The 22,763-nt window shown below is 72.5% G+C and carries 1 protein-coding gene; it reads right to left on the reverse strand.

The features are described 5' to 3' along the window. On the reverse strand, positions 1–22,550 hold a 22,550-nt coding region (locus tag CUT44_RS18850; protein ID WP_269846191.1), incomplete at its 3' end, for a lonely Cys domain-containing protein. Between the last annotated feature and the right edge of the window lie 213 nt (positions 22,551–22,763).

The following is a 22,763-nucleotide window of genomic DNA, read 5'->3' on the forward strand; positions in this document are numbered from 1 at the left end:
GGCAGAGGCTGGGCGGGTGAGGGCTGGACGTTCTGCCCGCCCGGGAGCGGGCCGTCGTCCCAGGCGGCCGGGTCCAGGGCGGCGGGCAGCGGATCGGCGGGCTCGGCCAGGGCCGCGGACTGCTCGATGAACCCGGTGAGCGTCATCCCCGGGGCACCGGCCCGCGGATTCAGCGCCTTGCCCAGCAGCTCACGCAGCACCACGATCTCGGACCGGCTGCCCGCCAGACCGGTCTGCCAGTTCTCGTACCGCCCGGCGATCTCCACCAGCAGCGCCCAGGTCAGCGGACCGCTCCGGTCACCGGCGTAGGCCGGATCGGCCAGCCGCATCCGCTCCAGCCGCCCGAACGCATCCAGCAGCCGCGCCTCCGGCCCGGTGCCGAAGACCTCACTGACGGCACGCACCATTCGCAGAGCGCGCTCCTGCCGCTCCACCGGCGGCAGATGGTCCAGCCCCAGGTGCCGGTCGGCCAGTTCCAGCAGCCCTTCCCCGGACGGCTCGGGGTGGAACACCCGCGGGACCACCTCGGGCTCGTCGGTGGTGTTCCGCAGCCACAGGGCCGCCGGGTCCCCGCCCACCGGATGCTTGAGACGGACCTGTGTGGGCGTGGCGCGCACCATACTTCCGGCGATGTTGGCCGTCTTCTGGCCGTTGCGGGGCACGGCCAGCGGGTCGCTGCCCGGCGCCTGCCCGCCCACGTGACAGAAGTGCACCTGCGCGGCCTGGTCCGCCCGCAGCTTCCGGAAGCTGGGCCTGCGCCGCATGATCCCGCCGAGCTCCCCGTGGTCCACCCGCACCGCGGTGCCGTCGTCCAGGTGCAACGCGACACCTTCCCGGCTGCCGTGACCGACCACCCAGTACCCGATCTCCGGGCCTTCCAGGGCGTGGAGGGGGCCTCGGACGTCTCTGTTCCAGTAGTTCCGGCGCCAGTGCCGCACCGCGGACATGTAGGGGTACTCGTCCTTCTCCGCCTCGGCGGTGTCCTGGGCGCTCTCGCTGGACCAGCCCAGGACGTCCATGCCGTCCCCGGTGAGGATCGTGTACCGCGTCAGCCGGCTGTCCGGGTACTCCTGACCGTCCACCGTGCGGAAGTACCCGGGCGCGGTGCCCGGCGGCAGGACGTAACCGGGCCTGCTGGGAATCCAGTGGCCCACCGGAACCCGGCCGGGCCTGTAGTCGTCCAGTAGCGCGTGGATGTCCCCCGTCCGCGCGCTGCGCCGGTAGACGAGGTACCTGTTGGTGGTCCACACCGTGCGGTTCGCGCCGCCCAGCCGGTCGGCCACCAGCCGGGGCAGCTCCAGACCCCCCGCCCCGGCGCGGTCCACCAGGAACACCACCGGACCGTCCGGCGGCATGACCGGGTCGTGCCGGAGCAGCTCCGCCAGCTCCTCGGCCTCCACCCAGTACACGCCGCCGGTCTGGCCCCGAACGCCGATGGCCTCCTCGTCGCCTTCGGCCAGCAGCACGTACGGACGCTCACCGGCCCACTTGGCATCCTCCAGGAGCAGTTCGCCGTCGAAGACACCGACCCGGTCCAGGTTCAGGGGCTCGACCGCCGTGCCCAGCCAGTTGCGCCCCGGGAGCCGCCCGTTGGGAGTGTTCACACCGTCCGGACCCATGAACACCCCCCGGTAGTCGTCGAGGTGGAACGCCGCCAGCGCCGCCACGCTGCCCGCCCGGTTCGCCTGCACGGCGTGGGTCACGACGCTGCTGAGGTTCCACAGGTCGTCACGGGTGACCCAGTGTCCACGGGGCAGGTGGAGGATCCTGCGGGTCATCTCCCGCAGCACGTCCAGGTCCAGCGGACGCCGGGAGAGCCTGGTGTCCGCGGCCCGCGCCGCGTCCAGGGTGTCGAACTCGGCCGTGAGGTCGTCGAAGCTCGCGTCGCCCGGACGTACGCCCATGGCGTCGTAGAGCAGCTGCTCCCGCTCGGCGGTGGGCGTCGGCGTCGCGCTCTGGTTGCCGGGGCTGTTCCACGTTCCCGACTCCGGGAAGACCGGCGCCGGGTCACTCCCGTCCCGGGGCGTGCCGGACGGACCGGCCTGCTCGGCCCGCTCCTCCCGCGAGGGCTGGGCAGGCAGAGGCTGGGCGGGTGAGGGCTGGACGTTCTGCCCGCCCGGGAGCGGGCCGTCGTCCCAGGCGGCCGGGTCCAGGGCGGCGGGCAGCGGATCGGCGGGCTCGGCCAGGGCCGCGGACTGCTCGATGAACCCGGTGAGCGTCATCCCCGGGGCACCGGCCCGCGGATTCAGCGCCTTGCCCAGCAGCTCACGCAGCACCACGATCTCGGACCGGCTGCCCGCCAGACCGGTCTGCCAGTTCTCGTACCGCCCGGCGATCTCCACCAGCAGCGCCCAGGTCAGCGGACCGCTCCGGTCACCGGCGTAGGCCGGATCGGCCAGCCGCATCCGCTCCAGCCGACCGAACGCATCCAGCAGCCGCGCCTCCGGCCCGGTGCCGAAGACCTCACTGACGGCACGCACCATCCGCAGAACCCGCTCCCGCCGCTCCACCGGCGACAGGTGCCCCAGCCCCAGGTACCGGTCCGCCATGCTCAGCAGTGCCTGCGCGGGTGGCTCGGGGTAGAACACCCGCGGGACCACCTCGGGCTCGTCGGTGGCGTTCCGCAGCCACAGGGCCGCCGGATCCCCGCCCACCGGCTGCTCGAGACGGACCTGTGTGGGCGTGGCGCCCACCACGCTTCTGGTGGCGTTGGCCGTCTTCTGGCCGTTGCGGGGTGTCACCAGCGGATCGCTGCCCGGCGCCTGCCCGCCCACGTGACAGAAGTGCACCTGCGCGGCCTGATCCAGACGCAGCTTCCGGAAGCTGGGCCTGCGCCGCATGATCCCGCCGAGCTCCCCGTGGTCCACCCGCACCGCGGTGCCGTCGTCCAGGTGCAGCGCGATGTCCCCCCGACTGCCGTGGCCGACCACCCAGTACCCGATCTCCGGGCCTTCCAGGGCGTGGAGGGGACCTCGGACGTCTCTGTGCTGGTAGTTCCGGCGCCAGTGCCGCACCGCGGGCAGGTGGGGGTACTCCTGTTCCTCCGCCACGGCGGTGTCCTGGGCGCTCTCGCTGGACCAGCCCAGGACATCCATGCCGTCCCCGGTGAGCAGCGTGTACCGCGTCAGCCGGCTGTCCGGGTACTCCTGACCGTCCACCGTGGTGAAGAAACCCGGCGCGGTACCCGGCGGCAGGACGTAACCGGGCCTGCTGGGAATCCACCTGCCCACCGGCGCCTGGCCGGGGCTGTGGCGGTGCAGCAGCGCGTGGGTGGTGCTCCTGCCCGGGGCCTGTCTGAAGGTGATGTCCCCGTTGGTGGTCCACACCGTGCGGTTCGCGCCGCCCAGCCGGTCGGCCACCAGCCGGGGCAGCTCCAGACCCCGCGCCCCCGCGCCGCCCACCAGGAACACCACCGGACCGTCCGGCGGCATGACCGGGTCGTGCCGGAGCAGCTCCGCCAGCTCCTCGGCCCCCACCCAGTACACGTCGCCGGCCGGATCCGTCACGGTGACGGTCTGGTGGTCGCCGTCCGCCAGCAGCACGTACGGACGCTCGCCGGCCCACTTCGCCCGCTCCAGCTTCAGCGTGTTGCCACCGGAGACACCCACCCGGTCCAGGTCCAGGGAACCGAACGCCAGGCCGAGCCAGTTACGCCCCGGGAGCCGTCCGGTGGGAGTGTCCACACCGTCCGGTCCCGAGAGCACCCCGAGGTAACGGTCGAGGTGGAACGCCGCCAGCGTCGCCACACTGCCCGCCCGGCCGGCCTGCACCGCCTGGCCCATGACCTGGAAGAGCCGACGGTGGTCGTCGCCGGTGATCTGGTGTCCGCGGGACAGGTGGAGGACCCTGTGCGCCATCTCCCCCAGCACACCGAGATCCAGCGGACGGGCGGAGAGCTCGGTGTCCGCGGCCCGCGCCGCGTCCAGGAAGTCCAGCCCGGCGAGGTGGTCGTCGAAGCCGCTGTCACCCGGCCGCAGGCCCAGGGCGTCCTCCAGCAGCCGCACCCGGTCGGTGACGGCGGCCGCGGCCAGCAGCGCGTCGAACCCGGCGAACGGGTCGCCGCCGGTGCCGGGGCTGTTCCACGCCGCCGACTCCGGGAAGACCGGCGCTTGCTCGGTGGCGGCCGGGGCGGGCAGGGAAGCGACATCCGTCCAGGTCTCGGGGGGACCGTCGTCCCAGGCGGCCGGGTCCAGGGCGGCGGGCAGCGGATCGGCGGGCTCGGCCAGGGCCGCGGACTGCTCGATGAACCCGGTCAGGGTCAGCCCCGGGGCACCGGCCCGCGGGTCCAGCGCCTTGCCCAGCAGCTCACGCAGCACCGCGTACTCGGACCGGGGGGCCACCTCACCGGGCTGCCGTGCCAGGTACTGCCCGGCGATGTGCCGCAGCAGCGCCCAGGTCAGGGGGGCGCTTCCGGCACCGGCGTAGGCCGGATCGGCCAGCCGCATCCGCTCCAGCCGACCGAACGCATCCAGCAGCCGCGCCTCCGGCCCGGTGCCGAAGACCTCACTGACGGCACGCACCATCCGCAGAACCCGCTCCCGCCGCTCCACCGGCGGCAGGTGGTCCAGCCTCAGGTACCGGTCGGCCAGTTCCAGCAGCGCCTGCGCGGACGGCTCCGGGTGGAACATCCGCGGAACCGCCTTGGGATCGTCGGTGGTGTTCCTCAGCCCCAGCGCCTCCGGCTCCCCCCCGCCCAGGGAGCCGAAGGAAACCTCCGTGGGCATGGCACGCACCATCGCCCCGGCGGTGTTGGCCGTCTGCTGCCCGTTGCGCGGTGTCACCAGCGGATCGCTGCCCGGCGCCCGCCCGCCCGCCTGGCAGAAGTGCACCTGCCCGGCCCGGTCCGCCCGCAGCTTCCGGAAACTGGGCCTGCGCCGCATGATCCCGCCGAGCTGACCGTAGTCCACGTCCACCTTGGTGCCGTCGTCCAGGTGCAGGTCGACGCCCGTCCTACTGCCGTGACCGACCACCGAGTACCCGATCTCCGGACCCTCCAGGTCGTGGAGGGGACCCACGGATGCGCGGTGCGTGTAGACCCGGCGCCAGTGCCGCACCGCGGACAGACCGGAGTACCCCGCTTCTCCTTCTCCGATCTGGTCCTCGCCGCTCACGCTGGCCCAGCCCTGGACGTCCATGCCGTCCTGGGTGAGGATCGTGTACCGCATCAGCCGGCTGTCCGGGTAGACCTGGCCGTCCACCGTGGTGAAGAAACCCGGCGCGGTACCCGGCGGCAGGACGTAACCGGGCCTGCTGGGAATCCACCTGCCCACCGGCACCCGGCCGGGGCTGTGGTCGTGCAGCAGCGCGCGGAAGGCGCCCGTGCCCGGATCGGGCCGGAAGACGATCCTTCCGTCGGTGGCCCACACCGTGCGGTTCGCACCGCCCAGCCGGTCGGCCACCAGCCGGGGCAGCTCCAGACCCCCCGCCCCCGCGCCGGACACCAGGAACACCACCGCGCCGTCCGGCGGCATCAGCGGGTCGTGCCGGAGCAGCTCCGCCAGCTCCTCGGCCCCCACCCAGTACACGTTCCCCACCGGGTCCAGCACCGCGACGCGCTGGTGGTCGCCGTCCGCCAGCAGCACGTACGGACGCTCACCGGCCCACTTCGCGTCCCGCGGGTCCGCCGTACCGCCCCTGAGGACACCGGTGCGGTCCAGGTCCAGCGGGGGGACCGGCCGGCCCAGCCAGTTGCGGCCCGGCAGCCGCCCGCCGGGGGTGTCCACACCGCCCGGCTCCTCGAGCACTCCCAGGTAGTCGTCGAGGTGGAACGCCGCCAGTGCCGCCACACCGCCCGCCCGGCCGGCGTCCGCGGCGGAGACCGCGACGTCGTAGAGCTCCCACAGATGGTCACGGGTGAGCTGCTCTCCGCCGGGCAGGTGGAGCACCCTGCGCGCCATCTCCCCCAGCACACCGAGATCCAGCGGATACCGGGAGAGCTCACCGTCCGCGGCCCGCGCCGCGTCCAGGACGTCGAAACCCGCGACGAAGTCGCCGAAGCCCGCGTCGTCCGGCCGGGCGCCCAGGGCGTGCTCCAGCAGTTGTGTCCAGTCGGTGGCGGGCACCACCGACGACGTCTCGCTGTCGGTGTCGCTGCCGTCGTGGGAGCGGGCGTCACTGCCGGGGTCGGGGCTGTTCCAGGCCGCCGCCTCCGGGAAGACCGGCGCCGGCCCGGTGTCGGACCGGGCGCCGGGAGCAGGTTGCCGGACGGCATCCAGGAGCAGGTAGCTCTGGACGGCCGCCAGGTCCTCGGGGAGGAATCCCCGGTGTTCGCGGGTGAGGTTGACCGCGGTCAGCGCCTCCTGCTTCAGGGCCTTCGCCCTGTCCTCCGTGGGGGCCTTCCGCCAGTGGAGACGCTTCTCGAAACCGGTCCGGTTCACCATGGCGACCACCCACTGCCCGCTCAGGGTGGGGACCCGGTCGACGGTGATCCGGCCGTAGCCGACGGTGTCGTGCCAGACCTGCATGCGCTTCGCCTGCATGTTGCCGGCCTCCTCCAGGTAGCGCACCTGGTGGCCGATCAGCGCATAGGACTCGAGGTTGCCGCTGCGGAAACCGAGGTGCCGCAGCCGGCCGTCCGCACTCCGGGCGAGATAGTCGAACACGCGCATCTGGGTGGTCCGGTCCGGCTCCGGGAAGGCCTGACGCCACTCCGGACTCTCCCAAAACCCGGTCAGATCGTGGACCGTCCGTGCACCGGCGGCCGACTCCAGCTTGGCGAACCCACCGGGAATCGCGTCCCCCGCGACCAGCACCGTGGTACCGGCCGGCACCAGACCGATGAGCTGCCGCAGTCCCGTGATCCCGATGTCGTGCTGCGGATGGCTCTTGCCCTTCACCTTTCCTTCGAACCGCGACCACAGGACCGCGAACGGACCGTCCCCGGAGATCCCGCGCGCGGCCAGGAAGTCGCGGACCTTCCCGTCGGCCTCCGGGTCGGCGCCCAGCCCCCAGGCGTCCTTGAGCATTCCCGGACTCGACTGCGGGTCCCACAGGTTCGCCACGATCCGGGTCCCGTGGTCGACCGGCTTCTGGGACCGGACGTCGAGCAGTTCCGGGGGAACCGGCGGATCCGCCTTCTGGCTCTCGTCGCCCATGGCCGTGCCGTACTTGGCGTTGTCGTACACGCCCCGGGCGTTGTACGTCTTCAGCAGGTGGACACGCCGCAGTTGCGACTCCACCTCGGCGTCGCGCCGCTGCCGCAGGGCGCTCTCCTGCTCCGGCGTGACGCCGTCCCCCAGCGCGCGCAGCTCCACCGTGTACCGGTTGTGCGCCGGCGCCGTGAGACTCCTTCTGATGAAGGAACTGATCCTGTCGGGGACTTCGCTGTCGTCGTACGCGACGAGCACATGGAGCTCGGGGTTGTGCAGCAGCGCGGCGGTGAGGCCGAAGGAGTCTCCGGTGAAGTGCCCGAGAGTGATGATCAGGTCGTTGTAGGGGCGGGCACCGAGGTGGTAGGCGTCCAGCAGTGTCGTGAGGTTCCCCCGCAGGGTCTGGAGACTCTCCTCGGTGGCCCCGAAGCGGCTCCACATCGCCTCCAGTTGTTCCTGGGGGGTGCCGATGACCAGCCCGGCCAGGTTTCCGAGGAAGACGATCTCCCCGTGGCCCTTTCCGCCTCTCGCCTGGTATTCCCTGGTACGGGCGTCCTGAAGGTTCTCGAACGCCGCCACGTTGGCGTCCGGCTGGTCTCCGAGAATGTGGAGCAGGTCGAAGAGCCTCTTCGGAAGTTCGCGCGGACTGCCCAGCGCAAGGGCGACTCCGGCGTCGACCAGGACCTTCTGGTGCTCACGGACCGGTATGCCGTTCACAGGCACCACGTCCTGGTAGGGCTCCGCGGTGGGCGTCAGGGTGACGCTCACCTCGCCCACCGTCCCGGTCACGGTCCGGCCGCCCTGCGGGGCCGCCCCGAACCACTCCCCGTTCACCCCCGTGATCCCCGCCGACACCATGTTGTTGACCAGTGGGACGGAGATCTCGCCGCCACCGGTGAACACCAGGAAGTTCAGGTCCGTGATCGGGCGCGGGCTGCCGTACAGGTTCGCCACGGCACCGCCGGTCAGGGCGACCGGATACCCGGCCTGCTGCAGGACCGCACCGATCTGCCAGGCCGTCTCCAGCGCCGCCTGGTTTCTCACCGGGGTGTCGGGGGCGGCGTCCGTTCCCGCCCTGCCCTCCGGCCCCGGCCGGGCATCACCGCGGCGGGGGTCGAGCTGCACCCGCACCTGGTACTGGAGAGTGCGTGCCGTCCGGCCGCCACCCGTGAGCACCGTGAACCGGTAGGTGTTCCCCGCCGGGAAGACCTCGGCCGTGTTGCCCTGCAACAGCCAGCCGGGCGGCACCCTGCCCCAGCCGGCCTGCCGGAAGAGGAGGTACAGCAGCTGCGGGGCGCCGACGGACGGTTCATCGGCCATGACGGTGAGGCCCTGCCCCGCCGTGTTCCGTAGCCACCCGATGCTCTGGGGGTCCGCACCACCGGCGTCAACCGTGAGCACGGGCCCCTCCGCGGGGGGCGCGGGCCGGAGACCCGGGCGGGAGGGGCGGCTTCTGCCGCCGCGACCATCGTTGTGAGGAGCGTTCCACAGTTCGGCGGGCGGAAAGGCGGGCGCCGGGTCGTTCTGGCGCGGGGGGACACCGGACGGTCCGGGCCGCCCGGCGGTCGTCTCCGCCGGCTCCCCGGTTCCGTCGGTCTCGCCGGTCTCGTCGGTCTCGTCGGTCTCCTCGATCGTGGGCAGGGGGGAGGAGGAGGTGGTACGAGCGGCGTCCAGCAGGGGCTGGAGCGCGTCCTGCAGCCCGCCGACGAGGGTCCTGCCGTCCTCGGCCAACGGCAGTTTCCCGAACAGGGCGTGGTCCACGTCCAGCCGGACGGTCCCGCCGGGGCCGTGGAGGACCAGCCGCGCGTCGAAGGCGAAGTGGCGGAAGTGGCGGGTCCCCTCCTTGTTGCTCTCGTCGGTCTCGGCGACCTTGTAGTCGTGCTTCTCGCCGTCCTCGACCGCGACGAGGTCGAACGGGGCCCGCTCGATGAGGTGGCCGTTGTCGTGGGAGTCGCCGCCCTCGGGGCCGAAGGCCAGTGACCAGCCCGAGGCCTCCTCGCGGCTGCTGCTCGGGGCCTGGTCGTCCTGCTGGTAGCGGCGGGCCTTGAACCTGGCCACGGCCTCGGGCAGCAGCGGGTGGGCGGCGGTCAGCTCAAGGCCCACCAGGACGGTGTCGTCTCCCACCGGGACCGGGTAGGCGCCGAGCAGCAGCGGGGCGATGTTCGCCTTCAGCATGCCCTCGTCGGTGTAGTGCTCGAACCTCGGCCTCGTCAGGTCGTTCAGCAGGCCCGCCGTGCGCGGAGGCCGGCCGCCGGTGAGGTCCGGAGCCTTGTCCTTGGCGTAGCGGCGGGCGGTCGACGGGGCCCAGAGCTGGACGGCCGCGGCGGCCGGAACCGCCCAGGGGTGGAGGTTGTCGATCAGTTCCCGCGGCGGGGTGCCGGTCATGGGGGCCGGGGCGTGGCGGTCGGCCTTGGTGGTGCGCTCCCAGCGCGGGTTGGTGCCGGGGGAGGGAGGCAGGTGGGCCGCGACGCTCTCGACCTCCGCGTCGGTCACGGTCCCGGTTCCGGTCCCGGCCGGGACGGTCAGGTGCTGGGGCACCAGCAGCCGCGCCGTCCCCGTCACCGGGGAGCCGCCGGCGGCGGCGCTGTCCTCGTGCCACGTCCAGGGGCGGTGGGCCTCCCACAGACGGTGCAGGGTGTCGGTGCCCAGCTTCCGCCCGAGGGTGAACAAGGCCCACTTGGCTCCGCGTACGGGCAGTTCGACGATCGCGGGCGGCCTGGTGCTCATGCCCATCTCGATGCGGAACACCATCGGGTGGGTGAACTCGTGCGCGGTGTCCTTGGGCGCGGTGCGGTAGATGTCCTTGATCTCGCGGGCCTCCCCCTGGCCCCGGGAGGTCTTGGACTCGTAGCCGGCACCGAACTCGGCACCGCCGTGCTCACCGCCGACGCCACCGCGGGTGCTGAAGTGGAAGCCGCCGTGGAAGCGGTCGGTGACGGAGTCCTCGGTCTCCTCCTCGGTGATTCCCTCACTGCGCAGGGTCAGCGTGACGTCGGGGCGCGGCCGGTCGTCGGTGGCGGGCTGGGGGACGGCGGTGACCTTGATCCACAGGTAGCGGGTGACACCGAACAGGCCGGGAACGGGTATCCAGCGCCGTATCCCGGAGGTGATCAGGGAGGAGTGCCGGGCTTCCATCCGCTCGGAGGAATAGGTGTCGGTCAGCGTGCGCAGCAGCAGGTTCGGCCGGTTCCCGCCGTCCCCCTCTTTGCGCAGGACGCCGCGGGCGCGCAGCCGGGACAGGATCGCGGGCAGGACGTCGTCGGCCTTGAGCAGTTCGGGATGGGCGATGCCGGGGAGCATCGCCGGATAGGCCACGGTACGGGGGGCGGACCGCTCCCTCGGGGCGGGCGCGGCGCCGGGCAGGAGGTCCTCCATCCGGCGCTCGGGCACCAGCAGGTCCAGGGCGTCGCGCACCGCCAGGTGGCGGGTGGTCTCCTCCCAGGTGTCCCCCATCCACCGCATGGCGGTGACCTCGAAGACCGGGGTGGTGCGCACGGTGTGCGTGACACCGCCGTAGGTGGCCCGGGTGATGGCGATGTTGCCGGACTTCCGCTTGCCGCTCTGGCCCCACTTGCGCTGGCGTCCGAAGGGGAAGGCGAGGATGAAGCGGCCGCCGGGTCCCTTGCCCTTCTCCTCCCGCGCCGGTGCGCCGTGGCCTTCCTCGTCGCCCTCATCCTGTTCCTGGGCGGCGTCGCTTCCCAGAAGGAACTGCGGACCGCCCGAACCGGCGAACTCCAGGCCCTCGTTGTACTCCACGCCCTGCTGGTGGTGGTCGGCCGCCTGCAGGTAGTGCTCGATCTCCGTGCCGTCCTCGGCGGGCGTCGGCCCCAGGTCGGTGGGGTTCAGGGCCCGCAGCCGCAGCCGGACAGCCTGCTTGTGCCCGTCGCGGTCGGGCAGGTCGAGCACCCAACCCGCAGTGCCGGCCAGGGCGTCGAACTGGTTGGCCAGTTCGGTGGGCGTGGTGGCGTTGCGGATGGGGTCGGGCCAGTTCTTCCAGTCCTCGGACCACTTCCTGGCCTCCTCCTCCGGCATGCCGTTGATCCGGGCGTGCAGGAAGGCCGCCAGGTTCGCCAGTTGCGGCATGGTGAGGAAGGCCGGATAGACGCCCGAGGTACCGCCCTGCTCGAAGGCCATCCGCGGCGCGTCGGCCCCGGGCACGATGCTGCTGACGGCCCACTGCCCGGCGGCACGGAGCTGGGCGGAGGTCGGGGGCACGGCGGGCACGTGCTGGTGGGGGACGTCGACCAGGGCGATGTTCTCCCCGGGCCGGTCGATCCACCAGGTGGTGGGGGTACTGTCCGGGTCGTCCGGGTCGGGGTGGAGGAACAGCTCGTAGACGATGTTGTAGCCGTGCTCGTCGACGTCCTTGGTGGTCTCGGTGCGGCGGTAGCTCTTGACACTGCCGGACAGCTCGTGGCTGACGTCCTTCCCGCCGCTGCCAATCAGGCGGAACATCCCGAGCTGGACACGGAACCAGTCGCGGATGGCCAGCCGCACCCCGCCGCCGAAACCGACCTCCCCGGCCCACTTGCGCTTGAGGTGGCCGGCGGCCTTGCGGGCCGAGACCGCCCGGGCGTTGACCGTGCGCGGGTAGGTGGAGGAGGCGTCCTCCAGCCGTTCCAGCAGGTGCCCGCGGACTCCGGCCCGGTAGGTGCGCCCGCCGACGGTGACGGTGTGTGCGATGCCGTTGAGCAGGGTCGGCAGGTCGGACTCCAGCGCCGGCGTGCCGAAGAACATCAGCAGGTCCTTGTCGGCCACCGTCCAGTCGGCCTTGCCGGCCTTGTCCCCGAGGTCGTTCCGGATCGCCCAGCGCAGCTGTTCGAGGACCAGCTCCGAGCCGGGCAGATCGCTGAGCATGCCCAGGCCCTGCCCCTTCCGGGTGGCCAGCGCCAGGGGCTCGCGGGGGTGCGGAGGCGGCAGGGGGAGGTCCAGGCGCGGGGGACGGGTGGTGGTACGGACCGGGGCCGTGTCCGAGGCCCGCAGCAGCGCGCGGACCCACGGCTGGGCGGTCACCGGACCGGGCGGAAGCGGACCGTGCAGCAGGGCGGGGGTGGCCACCGCGCCCAGCAGACGGTGTTCGAAGTCGCCCGCCTCCCGCAGCGGCATGCCGAGTTCGCCGGTGACGGAACCGGTGGCCGGGGCGACGGTGTGGCTGGTGGAGCTGGTGGTCACCGTCAGACGCAGCCGGCTGCGGTAGCGGGCCTGGTCGGCCCTGGTGTTCAGGACGGTGTGCAACTGTCCCTGGGTGTTGTGCGAGTGCCCCTCGGAGCGCTCGGAGGTGGCCTTGGGTCCGAAAGCGGGGAAGAAGCCGTCGGCGATGTCGCCGTCCTTGGTGCCGCCCAGGATGTTGGCCAGGAAGGCCGCACCGGCCTTGGTGCCGCCGTCCTTCTTCTGCTCCGCCGACAGGCCGCCGCCCATGTCGTCGCGGACACCCACGCCCTCGGTCGTTCCCAGGTACTGGACGGACTCGATCTGGGCGTGGATGTGGAAGTGGCCGCGGAAGGACTTGGCCGCCACGGTCGCGATGTGGACGGGGTTGGTCAGGTCGCCGCTGGTGAGCAGCCAGCGGCTGCGGTTCAGCAGGGACCGCTCGTTGATCGTGGCCTGCGCCTGCGCCGTGGCCTTCAGGGCGGCGTCGGCGCTCAGGCCCGCCACGCGCAGGGCGCCCTGCAACTGGGCGACGATGTCCGTCACCTCAAGGGCGTTGAGGGTGATCTTCGCCCGTGTGGGCGTCCGGAAGGGCCCTTCGGTGTCCCCCTCGCGCCGCGGGGCGGCGGGAGGTTCGGGGACGCTGTCGTCCGGGCGCGGGGCGCCGGGGACGGAGTAGTCGGCGGGCAGTCCGACGCCCAGCTCGCGGGGGGTGACCACACCATGGCGGCGCTCCTGGCCGTCGACGAAGATCCGCATCTCCACGTCGGCGTCGAAGCCCGTGGTGTCGCTCATGAACAGCTTGCGGCCGGAGACCACGTCGCGCTTCCACTTGCGGACCTTCTTGCGGGACACCTGCGCGCTGATGCTGGGCAGGCCCAGCAGGAGCACGGAGGCCGCCCTGGACGCGGTGTTGATGGCGGTCGTCAGGGCCGACTCGAAGCCGTGCGCGACGTCCCGCGACCTCTCCCCTCCGGTGGCCGTCGCCGCGAAGCCCACCGAGTAGTCGCGCACCGCCCCGGGGGCCTTCCTGGCCTGCGGACGAGGGTCGCGCAGCTGAGGGCGCAGCCACACCAGGCGGCCGTCCGCCACCAGCATCCGGCCCTTGGCCAGCAGTTCGTTCCACTGCTTGGGGTCGGTGGTGAGCAGCAGGTCGACCAGCGCGGTCCGCAGTGGCGCGTACAGTGCCTCGTCGCCCGGAGCGGCGTGGGCACGCAGGCCGTCGAGGACGGCGTCGGCCCAGTCCTCGGCCACGGCCCGCGGTGCCAGGGCCCAGGAGGGCATGTCGGCGCGCTGTGTGAAGGCGTGGCCGAGCGCGCCGTGTTCCAGGTACCAGGGTGCCTCGGGTGGATCCTCCCGCGGCGGTTCCTCCTGGTTCTGGGGCTGCTCCTGGGTCTGGTCCTGGATCTGGGGCTGGATCTGGGGCTGGTCGTGCCGCTCGTGCCGCTCGTCCCGCTGCCGGTCCTGGACGCCCTCGCCGCCGGGCTCCGCCGTCTCCTCCGCGCCCAGTGCCTCGGTGATCCGGCCGTGCACGTCTCCCGTCAGGTCCGCGGCCCGGTCCAGCAGCGCGTCCCGGATCTCTCCCAGCCACTCCCCGCCGTCGAGGCTCTCCGCGAGCGCGTTGATCCCCTCGGCCACCAGCCCGTCGAACTCCGCGTCGCGCGTCAGCAGCGTGGGGAAGGCGAAGGAGCCGTCGGCCAGTCCGTCCTCGACGGCCTGCTCTATCGCCTCCGCCATCGGGTCCGGGCCGCCCTCGGCGGGGGCGGTGGAGGCGTCCCCGGCGTCGAAGGCCCGCAGCAGCCGCGCGTCGGCGTCGTTGAACCCCGGCGGCAGCAGTACGGGCACGACGGGGGTGGGGAGCTCCTCGCCGGCCGGCTCGGGCGCCTGGCTGGGTTCGAAGGACAGCTCCTCGTCGGTGGCGGCCAGCATGGTGCCCGTCTCGCCGAGCAGGGGGGCCAGATGGAGGCCCGGGTCGTCGATGTGACCGGCCGTCAGCAGCTGTTCGGCCGAGGAGCGCCCCATGCGCAGCGCCATGGGGACGTGCAGCGGGATCTCGATGCTGCCGATCGAGGTGGTGGCCGACTCGCCGTCGGCGGGACGGCTCGTGGCGGTGTCCTCGCCGGAGACCTCCTGGATCCGGGAGGAGTCGGCGGCGGAGTCCTCGAGTTCGGCCTCCAGGCGCAGGTCCACGTCGAACTGCACCAGTACCGACTCATCGATGACCACCGTGAATGGCAGTTCACCGGAGACCCGGGCGGACTCGGAGACCATCGTGCGGGCCAGCGCGCGGTTCCCGGTGGCGATGTACTGCTGTACGGCGCTGTGGGCGGGGTTCAGCCAGCCGCCGCCGACCGGCGGCGAGCCGCCGGACTCGACCGCGGCGTTGACGGTGGCGGCCGTCTCCTCGGCCGTCCGGAGGTGGCCGGAGGTGACGCCGGGGGTGTACTCGAACGTCATGGGCTCCCCCACCCCCAGGATCTCCCCGTTGGTGAAGCGGGCGTTGGCCTGGAGCCTGAGCTTCTTGCCCTTCGGCAGACCGGAGACGAGATGGTCCGGCAGAGAGCCGCCCACGGCGGCGAGCGTCGGCAGCATGCTGGTGATCCACTCGGTCGCCAGCGCGTCGTCCACCGTCAGCGACGGCACGGTGCCGGTCATGTGGAAGTCCTTCGACGCCTTCAGCCCGGCCAGCAGCCGGCGCAGCCCGGCTTGGATCTGGGGGGTGCCCGCGAAGGAGAAGACGTGCGACTCGGGCGACACCGGGGCGCCGTTCCCCCGCCACCGCGCGAGGGACGGGGTGCGGGCCGCGGGCTGCCAGTCCGGGGCGGGCAGTGCCCTGGCGGGCCGCATCCCGGCCAGCGCCCGTACGTCGGACTCCAGCATCCTCTGGACCAGCCGGCGGTCGTCCTCGCCCTCCGCGGGCGCGGACAGCGGGACGACCGCGGCCGGGTCGCCGTCCTCGTCCTGGCCCGGGGCGAACAGCTCCAAGGACGCGGTGAAGGAGGAGCGCATGTACAGCGCCGGGGCGTCGGCCGACGCGGTCAGCTTCTTCTTGAAGCCGTGCTTGACGGAGTCGACATGCGCGGCGGCAGCGGTCGAACCGACCGGCAGCGCGGCGGTGTAGGGGATCGTGCCCCCCTTGTCGCCTGCGACGTCACCGATGCCGAAGATCGCCGTGTTCGTAGTGTCGGTCACCGAGCGCACCGTGCCCCGGGACCGCTCCATACCGACCTCGGCGGCGAAGGTCAGGGACTTGCGGTCGGTGGGGCGGCCGTGGAAGACGCCGGTGCCGCGCCGGCCGGTGAGACGGGCCACGTAGGCGACCTTGCCGTCCGGTTCGTACAGCGTCACCTTCACTCCGCCGTCCGTCACACCGGCCTGCAGTCCCCGGAAGCCGACCCTGCTCAGGACCGCCATCAGGCGCTGGGTGTTGCTGTGCCGGTCGGCCACCAGGTGAGGCGGCAGGACACGGTCGGCGAACTTCTGCCCGCGCAGCCGGGCCAGTTCGGTGCGCAGGGCGGGCAGCAGCCTGCTGAGATCGGGAGTCTTCTCCAGCTTCCCGAAGATCACCGCGCCGTTGTTCTCCAGGCGCAGGTCGGCGGCCTTGTCGGCCGGTGCGGTGACGGGCTCGGTGACCGGTTCGTCGACCGGTGTGGTGACGGACGGACCGGCGGGGGCGTCGGTGGTCTCGTCGGCAGGTGTCTCCGCGGGACCGCCGTCGGTCTCCTCCGCGGGCGTCCCGGAGGAGTCGGCCGGTTCGGTGGAGACCGTGGCCGGCAGGGGCGGCGCGGGCGGCGCGGACGAGGAGATCTCCATGCTGGGCCGGGCCAGGAACTCCTCAAGTTCCTCCGCCATGCCCAGTTCGCGCACCTGGGTCTCGGAGAGCCACACCCACGCCACGCCGGGCAGCTTCCCGCCGTAGGTCTCCAGATTCGGGGTCCTGCCGCGGACGGAGACCTCAGCCGCCATCAGCACGTCCAGATCGGCCTGGACGAGCACCATCCGCTCGCCGGGCTCGGTGGAGGTGGAGTACTTCACCTTCACCGAGACGCCCGAGGAGGACTCCCGTGCCCAGTTCCAGGTGCGGGCGTAGCCCGTCCCACCGAGCTGCCACACCAGTTTCGCGAGGGAGCCCGCCCCGCCGAGGAAGAACTCCGCCGAGGCCGACGGGCCTCTCATCCGGTTGCCGGTCGCCTGATGTCCGCCGATGGCCACCGCGTCGGTCGGGGGGCCGCCGGCCACATCGCGGATGCGAGGCCGTACCGCGTGCAGGCGCACTCCCACCGCGCCCAGCAGATCGTGGACCCGCCGGTCGAAGTGGAGGTTGTCCGCCAGCCACACATGGTGGGTGGCGATCTCGAATCCCTCGTCGACCGCGTCCGGGCCGAAGACCTCGTTGATCTTCCGCGCCGGGTCCAGCTCCGGCGTGCCCAGCGCGCCGTCGCCGTCGCCCGAGGCCGCGATCAGCAGCTCAAGCGCTCTGTCGTACAAGAACCGGGCCACCCCGGAGTTCTCCAGCAGCTGCCACTGGGTGATCCTGCGCTCCCCCGGCCACGGCGGTGCCCACCCGGTCTCGAACATGTCGCTCAGACCGCGCAGCGGGGGCACGGGGAGGGGTACGGCCGGCGGAAGCGGTCCGGCGGCGGGCCGGAGGGCGTCCCCAGAGGGCTGCGGCCCGGAGTGGGTCAGCGAGGTGGGCGCGGTCAGCCGTACCGGGGCGGGGGGAACGCTCAGGGCGGCCGTGCTCCGGTCGGAGCGGGCTCCGGTGGTGGCGATGAGCCGCGTCTGCGGGGTCTGGCGGCCCGGGCTGCCGGGGGTGGCCACCCGTCGCAGGCCGCGGGGCCGACTCACCAGGGTGACGTCGACCTCCACGGGCAGCGCGGTGCCGAACGCGCTGACGAGGTCCTGTCCTTCGCTGAGGGAACCGGTGGCGGTACCGAGCAGTGTGCCGCCCTGCCCGTCGCGGACGCCGGAGTAGACGCCGCCGAACGTGCCGTTGAGGTACAGATGGCCGGGGACGAGCGTGCTGTTGAGGCGGAACCGCAGCGAGACGCCGCGCCGCCTGTTCTCTCCTGCCAGCAGTTCGCTGGTCAGCTCGGGCCCGTACAGCAGCTGCCAGGAGTCCACATCGCCCAGATAGCGGATCGGCCCCCCCTGCCCGAATCGTACCCGCACGACGGCGTGGTCGGTGCTTAGCGGGGTCTTGCGCACCAGCTGGACCTGGACTCCCAGGGTCGTCAGCGCCTTGCGGTTGTCGTACAGGTACGCCGGGGAGAGCTTGTTGTCCAGCTCGCGCTGGTTGGCGCGCATCCGCCTCCCCTCGTTCTCGGAGGAGCGCCACACCGGGACGTCGTCGCGCCGGCCGAAGGCGGGAAGGAACCCCTTGAGCCGCGGGTCGTCGGCGAACAGCCGTCCGAGGCTGTCCAGCAGCGGCGCGGTGTCCAGTCCGGACCACACCGTGCTGGTGGCCGCGAGGCCCACGGCCAGCCTCCGCTCGAAGCCCGGGTGGGTGAACAGCGGGTTCGGCTTCATTCCCGGCGGCAGTGGCAGCCCCAGGTCGGCCGCCTCCTCCGCGCGCAGGTACAGCCACGCGCGGACATGTGCCACTGACGGTCCGCGCCGCGTACGGGGGGAGGTGGGGCCGGTGCCCTCCACCTCCACCCTCAGCCGCGCCAGGTACAGTACCCGGTCCCCGCCGATCGCCGCACCCTGGAGCGTCGTTCCCTGTTGCGACAGGGCCGACCAGCGGGACCAGGCGAGGGCCAGGCCCGGCTGGAAGAAGAACCGGACGCGGGGACCGGTCGGCGGCAGGACGAACCCGGCTCCCGGCCCCAGCTCGACCGATCCGCCGTGGGCTTCGTCGTCCTGGACCGCGTGCTTGCGTGCCGCCAGTTGCAGGGAGACCAGTGTCGGGAAGGAGGGTGAGCCGGTTTCCAGGCTCTGCTTGTCGGTACCGGGGCGGCGGATCACCGGGGTCATCTCCGTGATCGCCGCCCGGATGCGATAGCCGCCGGTGTTCTTGCCCCAGGAGGCGGCCAGGTCCTCGGAGAGGGTCCAGCCGTTGAGCATCCGCGGCAGTTCCCGGGTGAAGACGTCGACCCTCGACGCGCTGTGCGCGTCCGACCGGCCGCGGGTGCCGGGTCCGACCAGTGCGGGGTGGAGCTGGGTCGTGATGGCGTCGAACACCCCTCTGCCGCCGGAGTAGGGCGCTCCGGGGTCGGCCCACAGCGGCAGCAGGCTGGGCGCGAGGGCGATGCGCCGCGCGGTGGCCGCGTCGATCCGCCTGGTCGGTCCCAGTCTGCTCGGCTCCTTCTCGGGCACCAGTTCCGCCAGCGGCACCTTGGCGATCGCTTGTCCGTCACCCTTCAGGGACCTGGCGTTCGGCACCCCGGCCTTCTGGATCCGCAGGTTCCACTGCACCCGGCGCGGGACCTTCACCGTCCCGTCCGCGCTGATCAGGACATGTATCTGCCCGCTGGTGTGCTGCTCGGCGCGGGTGGTGACGTGCCGCCTGAAGGAGAAGTTGACGTTGAGGGCCGCTCCCGCCAGGGCGGGGACGGGGATGTCGGGGACGGGGATCAGGAAGTAGCCGTTGCCGCTCAGTACCAAGCCGCGGGTGTCCTGGGTGGCCCGGCCGGTCACCGCGAGGGAACTGCGCTCGACGGCGGCCGTGTGCGCCTCCGCCTTGGTGCCCGCGGTGGTGCCCGCCGGGGCGGAGGGCGTGCCCAGCACGGTGATCAGCGGGCGCGGTTCGTCGGGGTGGCGGTTCATCGCCACGGTGACGTCGTACCAGCCGTCGCGGCCCTCGATCTGGAAGGAGCGGCCGTGGTTCAGGAAGGTCTCGGGGGCCTCGTCCAGAGCGGTGAGGATCTCCTGCGGGGAGCCGCCCCCGGTGCTCGTCTCGATCTGCGTCTCGATCCAGTCGATGCCCCTCAGGTCGTAGAAGGTCGTCGTGCCGGCGGCCTTCATCGATTCCAGGTAGGCCGGCAGATGCCACCGGGGCTTCTTCGGGGCGGGGCCGGACCCGGCGTGGAGCGGTACCGGCGGGAGGTCGGAACCGTGCTCGGAGAGGTAGATCCACGGGGTCCGGACCGACGGGCCCGGTACCGACGAGTCCTGCGCCGGTGCCGTCACCGGGCCGGCCTTGCGGGCGGAGACCGTCAGCGCCCGCTCCCGCGACCACTTCTCGGTCGGGACGGTGTCACCGGGGACGGACAGGGGCAGGTCGTGGACCACCGGGCCGGAGTCGGTGGCGTTCTCGATCGCCTCCAGGTAGTCGGCTGGCAGCCGGCCGTCGGCCGGGGTGGTCAGATCGGCCATCACCCCGGTGGTGAACGCCTTGTCCGGGCGGTTGCGGTACAGCGACTCGGGGTCGAAGTAGCGGTCCGGCACACCGCTGTACTGGAACAGTTCGTGCAGAACCGTGTTGTCGTCGAGCAGCCGGTTCGCCGCCCGCGGGCCGGCGTCGGCATCGCCGTCGGCGGGAGCGGTGTGCAGCCGGAAGTGCAGCTGGTCCGAACGCCCGGGCCGCTCGGTGCGGGAGATCTCCACCGCCTGCCGGTGGTGGGGCGCGTGGATCAGCCGGACGCTCATGTGCAGTTGGTCGCCGGAGGCCGGCAGGGTGAAGCCGGTGTTGACCCGCTGGTTCAGCAGCGCGTTCACCTCGGCCTCGAAGGCTGGCAGTTCCTCCGCGGTGAAACCCTCGCCCGGCCGGACCGGCAGGGCGATCTCCAGGTCCCGCACCCACCGGCCGTCCGCCGCCTGGATCCGGCGGATGCGGGCGCGTATCAGACTCTGGCGGCCGGACAGCAGTCCGCGGCGGCCGTCCGGCCGCGGGGCGTCCGGACGGCGGGCCGGGTCGTAGCTCTCGGTGTACAGCGGGGCGGGTGCGGCCTGGGCGCGACGGGACCACCAGGCGTTCAGGGGGACCGGTTTGGCGGCCGGGGTCACCATCCGCGGGGCCCGGGTGCCGGGGGCCGAGGACGGGCCCGGCGCGAAGGCGGGCGGGAACAGCGAGAACTCGTCGCTGTTGTCGGAGGGCCTGCGCTGGGAGTTGCCCGAGCCGCCGGAGGCCGTCACCGCCTCGTCGATCGCTCTGCCGAGCTGGGCCAGGTAGTCCTGCCGCAGCCGGTTCCACAACTGCCGGTCCGACCTGTCCGCGCCGTCCGCCGCGATGTCCCGCAGCCCCAGCCGCCGCCCCAACTGGAGCGCCAGGTCCACCGGCGCGGCCTTCACCGGCAGGGCCTGGGCCGAGACCGTCCCGTCGGGCGTCACCTCGACGCTCCAGTGCGCCCCCTCCGGATAGTTGCCGTCCACCGGCTGCACGGTCACATGCAGCAACCGCTCCCCGTCCGACAGCCGCAGCCGGTGCCGGGGCGCGTTGAACAGCACCTCCACCTGCTCCCGCAGCCGGTCGGCAACCGCCTCCACCTGGGACGCCGTCACCCCCGGCCCAGGACGCAACGCCACCCGCACCGTCACATCGACATAGTTCCGGCCGGAGAAGAACCGCCGCACGTCGAAGTCCCACCCCCGGTGCCGCTGGGCCGCCCCTCTCTGGTCCGCCCACCTCTGGGTGCCCGGCCGGCCCGGGTCGTTCTGGCTCTGCGCGGCCCAGGTGGTCTGCTGGGTGATCTCCTCGGGTGTCGGCCTGCGGTCGATGGGACGGCCCTGCGGGTCGAGTTCGATCGAGCGGAAGTCGACGCCCTCGTACAGGGGCCGCTCGCCCACCCGACCGCGCTGGCCGTCGATCCACAGCACCCGGCCCCGGTGGTTGACGCCCACGACCGCATGGTTGTTGCCGTTGGGACGCTGGAAGATCACCATCGCCGCGGAACCATGACCGCGGGACAGCAGCATGTGGCGCACCGACTCCCACGCGGCGTCCGAGTCGCTGCCCAGATCCCGCCAGCCGGCGTCCAGCCACCGGGAGGTCAGCCGTCCCCCGCGGTCCTCGATGCCCTGGGCGGTGGCGGCCGCCACGGTGGGAACGCCGTACCAGGACGCCAGCACACTGCGCGCGACGTCCATGCAGTTGTCGAGGCGGCCTTCCGTACCCCGGGTCTCGCGCCGTGCGTTGACCCGGCGCACCCACTCCGCCGCGCCCATGTCGGTGGCGAAGTCGTTGCTGGCGTTCGCCCGGTTCAGGGCCCTGATCGGCCCGGCGAGATAGTAGGTCCCGCGGTCCCGCGGATCCGGGTACCGCTGGAACATCCCGTCCTGGACCGGGAAGACACGCTCCAGCCCGGTCTGCTCCTCCGGCCGCGGCGGCCGCAGCCGCCCCTCGGGGGATTCGCCCTCCTGGACATAGGGGCGAATCTCCCCCAGCGGCCGGAAAACCCCCTGCCCCGCCAAGAACACCCGCGGATCGGCGAACGTCCCGACCTGCCCGGCAGCCCCGGTGGTACCGGTGTCCGGGGAGTTCCAGGCGGCGTTCGCGCCGGGGAAGACCGGGCCCCGGGAGGACCCGCCGGTGGAGTAGGCAGGGTAGGCGGTACCGCCCGAACGCCCCGAGTTCCTCGACCCCGTCGAGTACGTCGAGTACATGGGATAGGTGGAGGTCGCGGAATAGCTTGGATAGGCAGACGCCGTGGTGGTGGAGGAGGACGCGGAGGCCGTGGGGTAGGCGGGATACGCCGTGGAATACGACGAGCTTGTGGTGACGGTGGTGGGTGCCGCCGCCGTGCTGCCCGCGGCGGGAAGACTGTGCCCGCGGGTGACGGTGACCAGCCGGTACGGAGGCTGATGCCGAATCCGCAACCGGACACCACCGAGCTCGGTGTAGTCATGCACCCTGCCGTAGCGGTCCCCCCGCGACTGCGTCACCGGAGAAGACGCATACGCCCGCAGCGGCACATACCCCGGCACATCCCGGTACCGCCTGTTGACCTCCTCGATCCCGGCCAGCAACTGAACCGACTGACTGTTCTCCGCCGCGGAGACCTCGTTGTCCAGCAAAATGTGCGCGGTGCTGTGATGCCCCAGCACATACTCCAGGCTGTACGCCAGCCCCGAGGGACCGCGGTCCCGCGCCCACGGACCCGGATGCGGAACCACCAGATCCGTGTACGGCACATGACGGCCGAACCCCGTCACCGAACCGCGCACCAACCTCGCACGCCCCGCCCCCAGCACGGCCTCCACACCACGCTCCAGGGACGACAACAACACCGGGTCGTACGCGGTCACATTGCGCCGCAACCGGTACAGGTCCGCCAGCAGCGTCACATCCTCCGGCCCCGCACCACCGTCCACCGCGGCCGCCACCGTGTTGCGCGTCTCCTCCACCGCATCCGCGATCGGCGTGTAGTCCTCCACACCCCGCAACCGCTCACGATGCGCCGGATGCAACTCCGCAAACCACGCCGACGACTCAACCTCCGCCCAGGAAACCTCCCGCGCATCACCGAACCGGTCGAAAGCCACCAGAACAGGAGTACGCCGCCTGCCACTCCCGCTCCCACCACTCCCGCTTCTCCTGCTGCCAGACCCCGGAGAATTCCACGCCGCATCCACCCCCGGAAACACCGG

This window comes from Streptomyces carminius (assembly GCF_002794255.1).
Taxonomy (GTDB): Bacteria; Actinomycetota; Actinomycetes; order Streptomycetales; family Streptomycetaceae; genus Streptomyces; species Streptomyces carminius.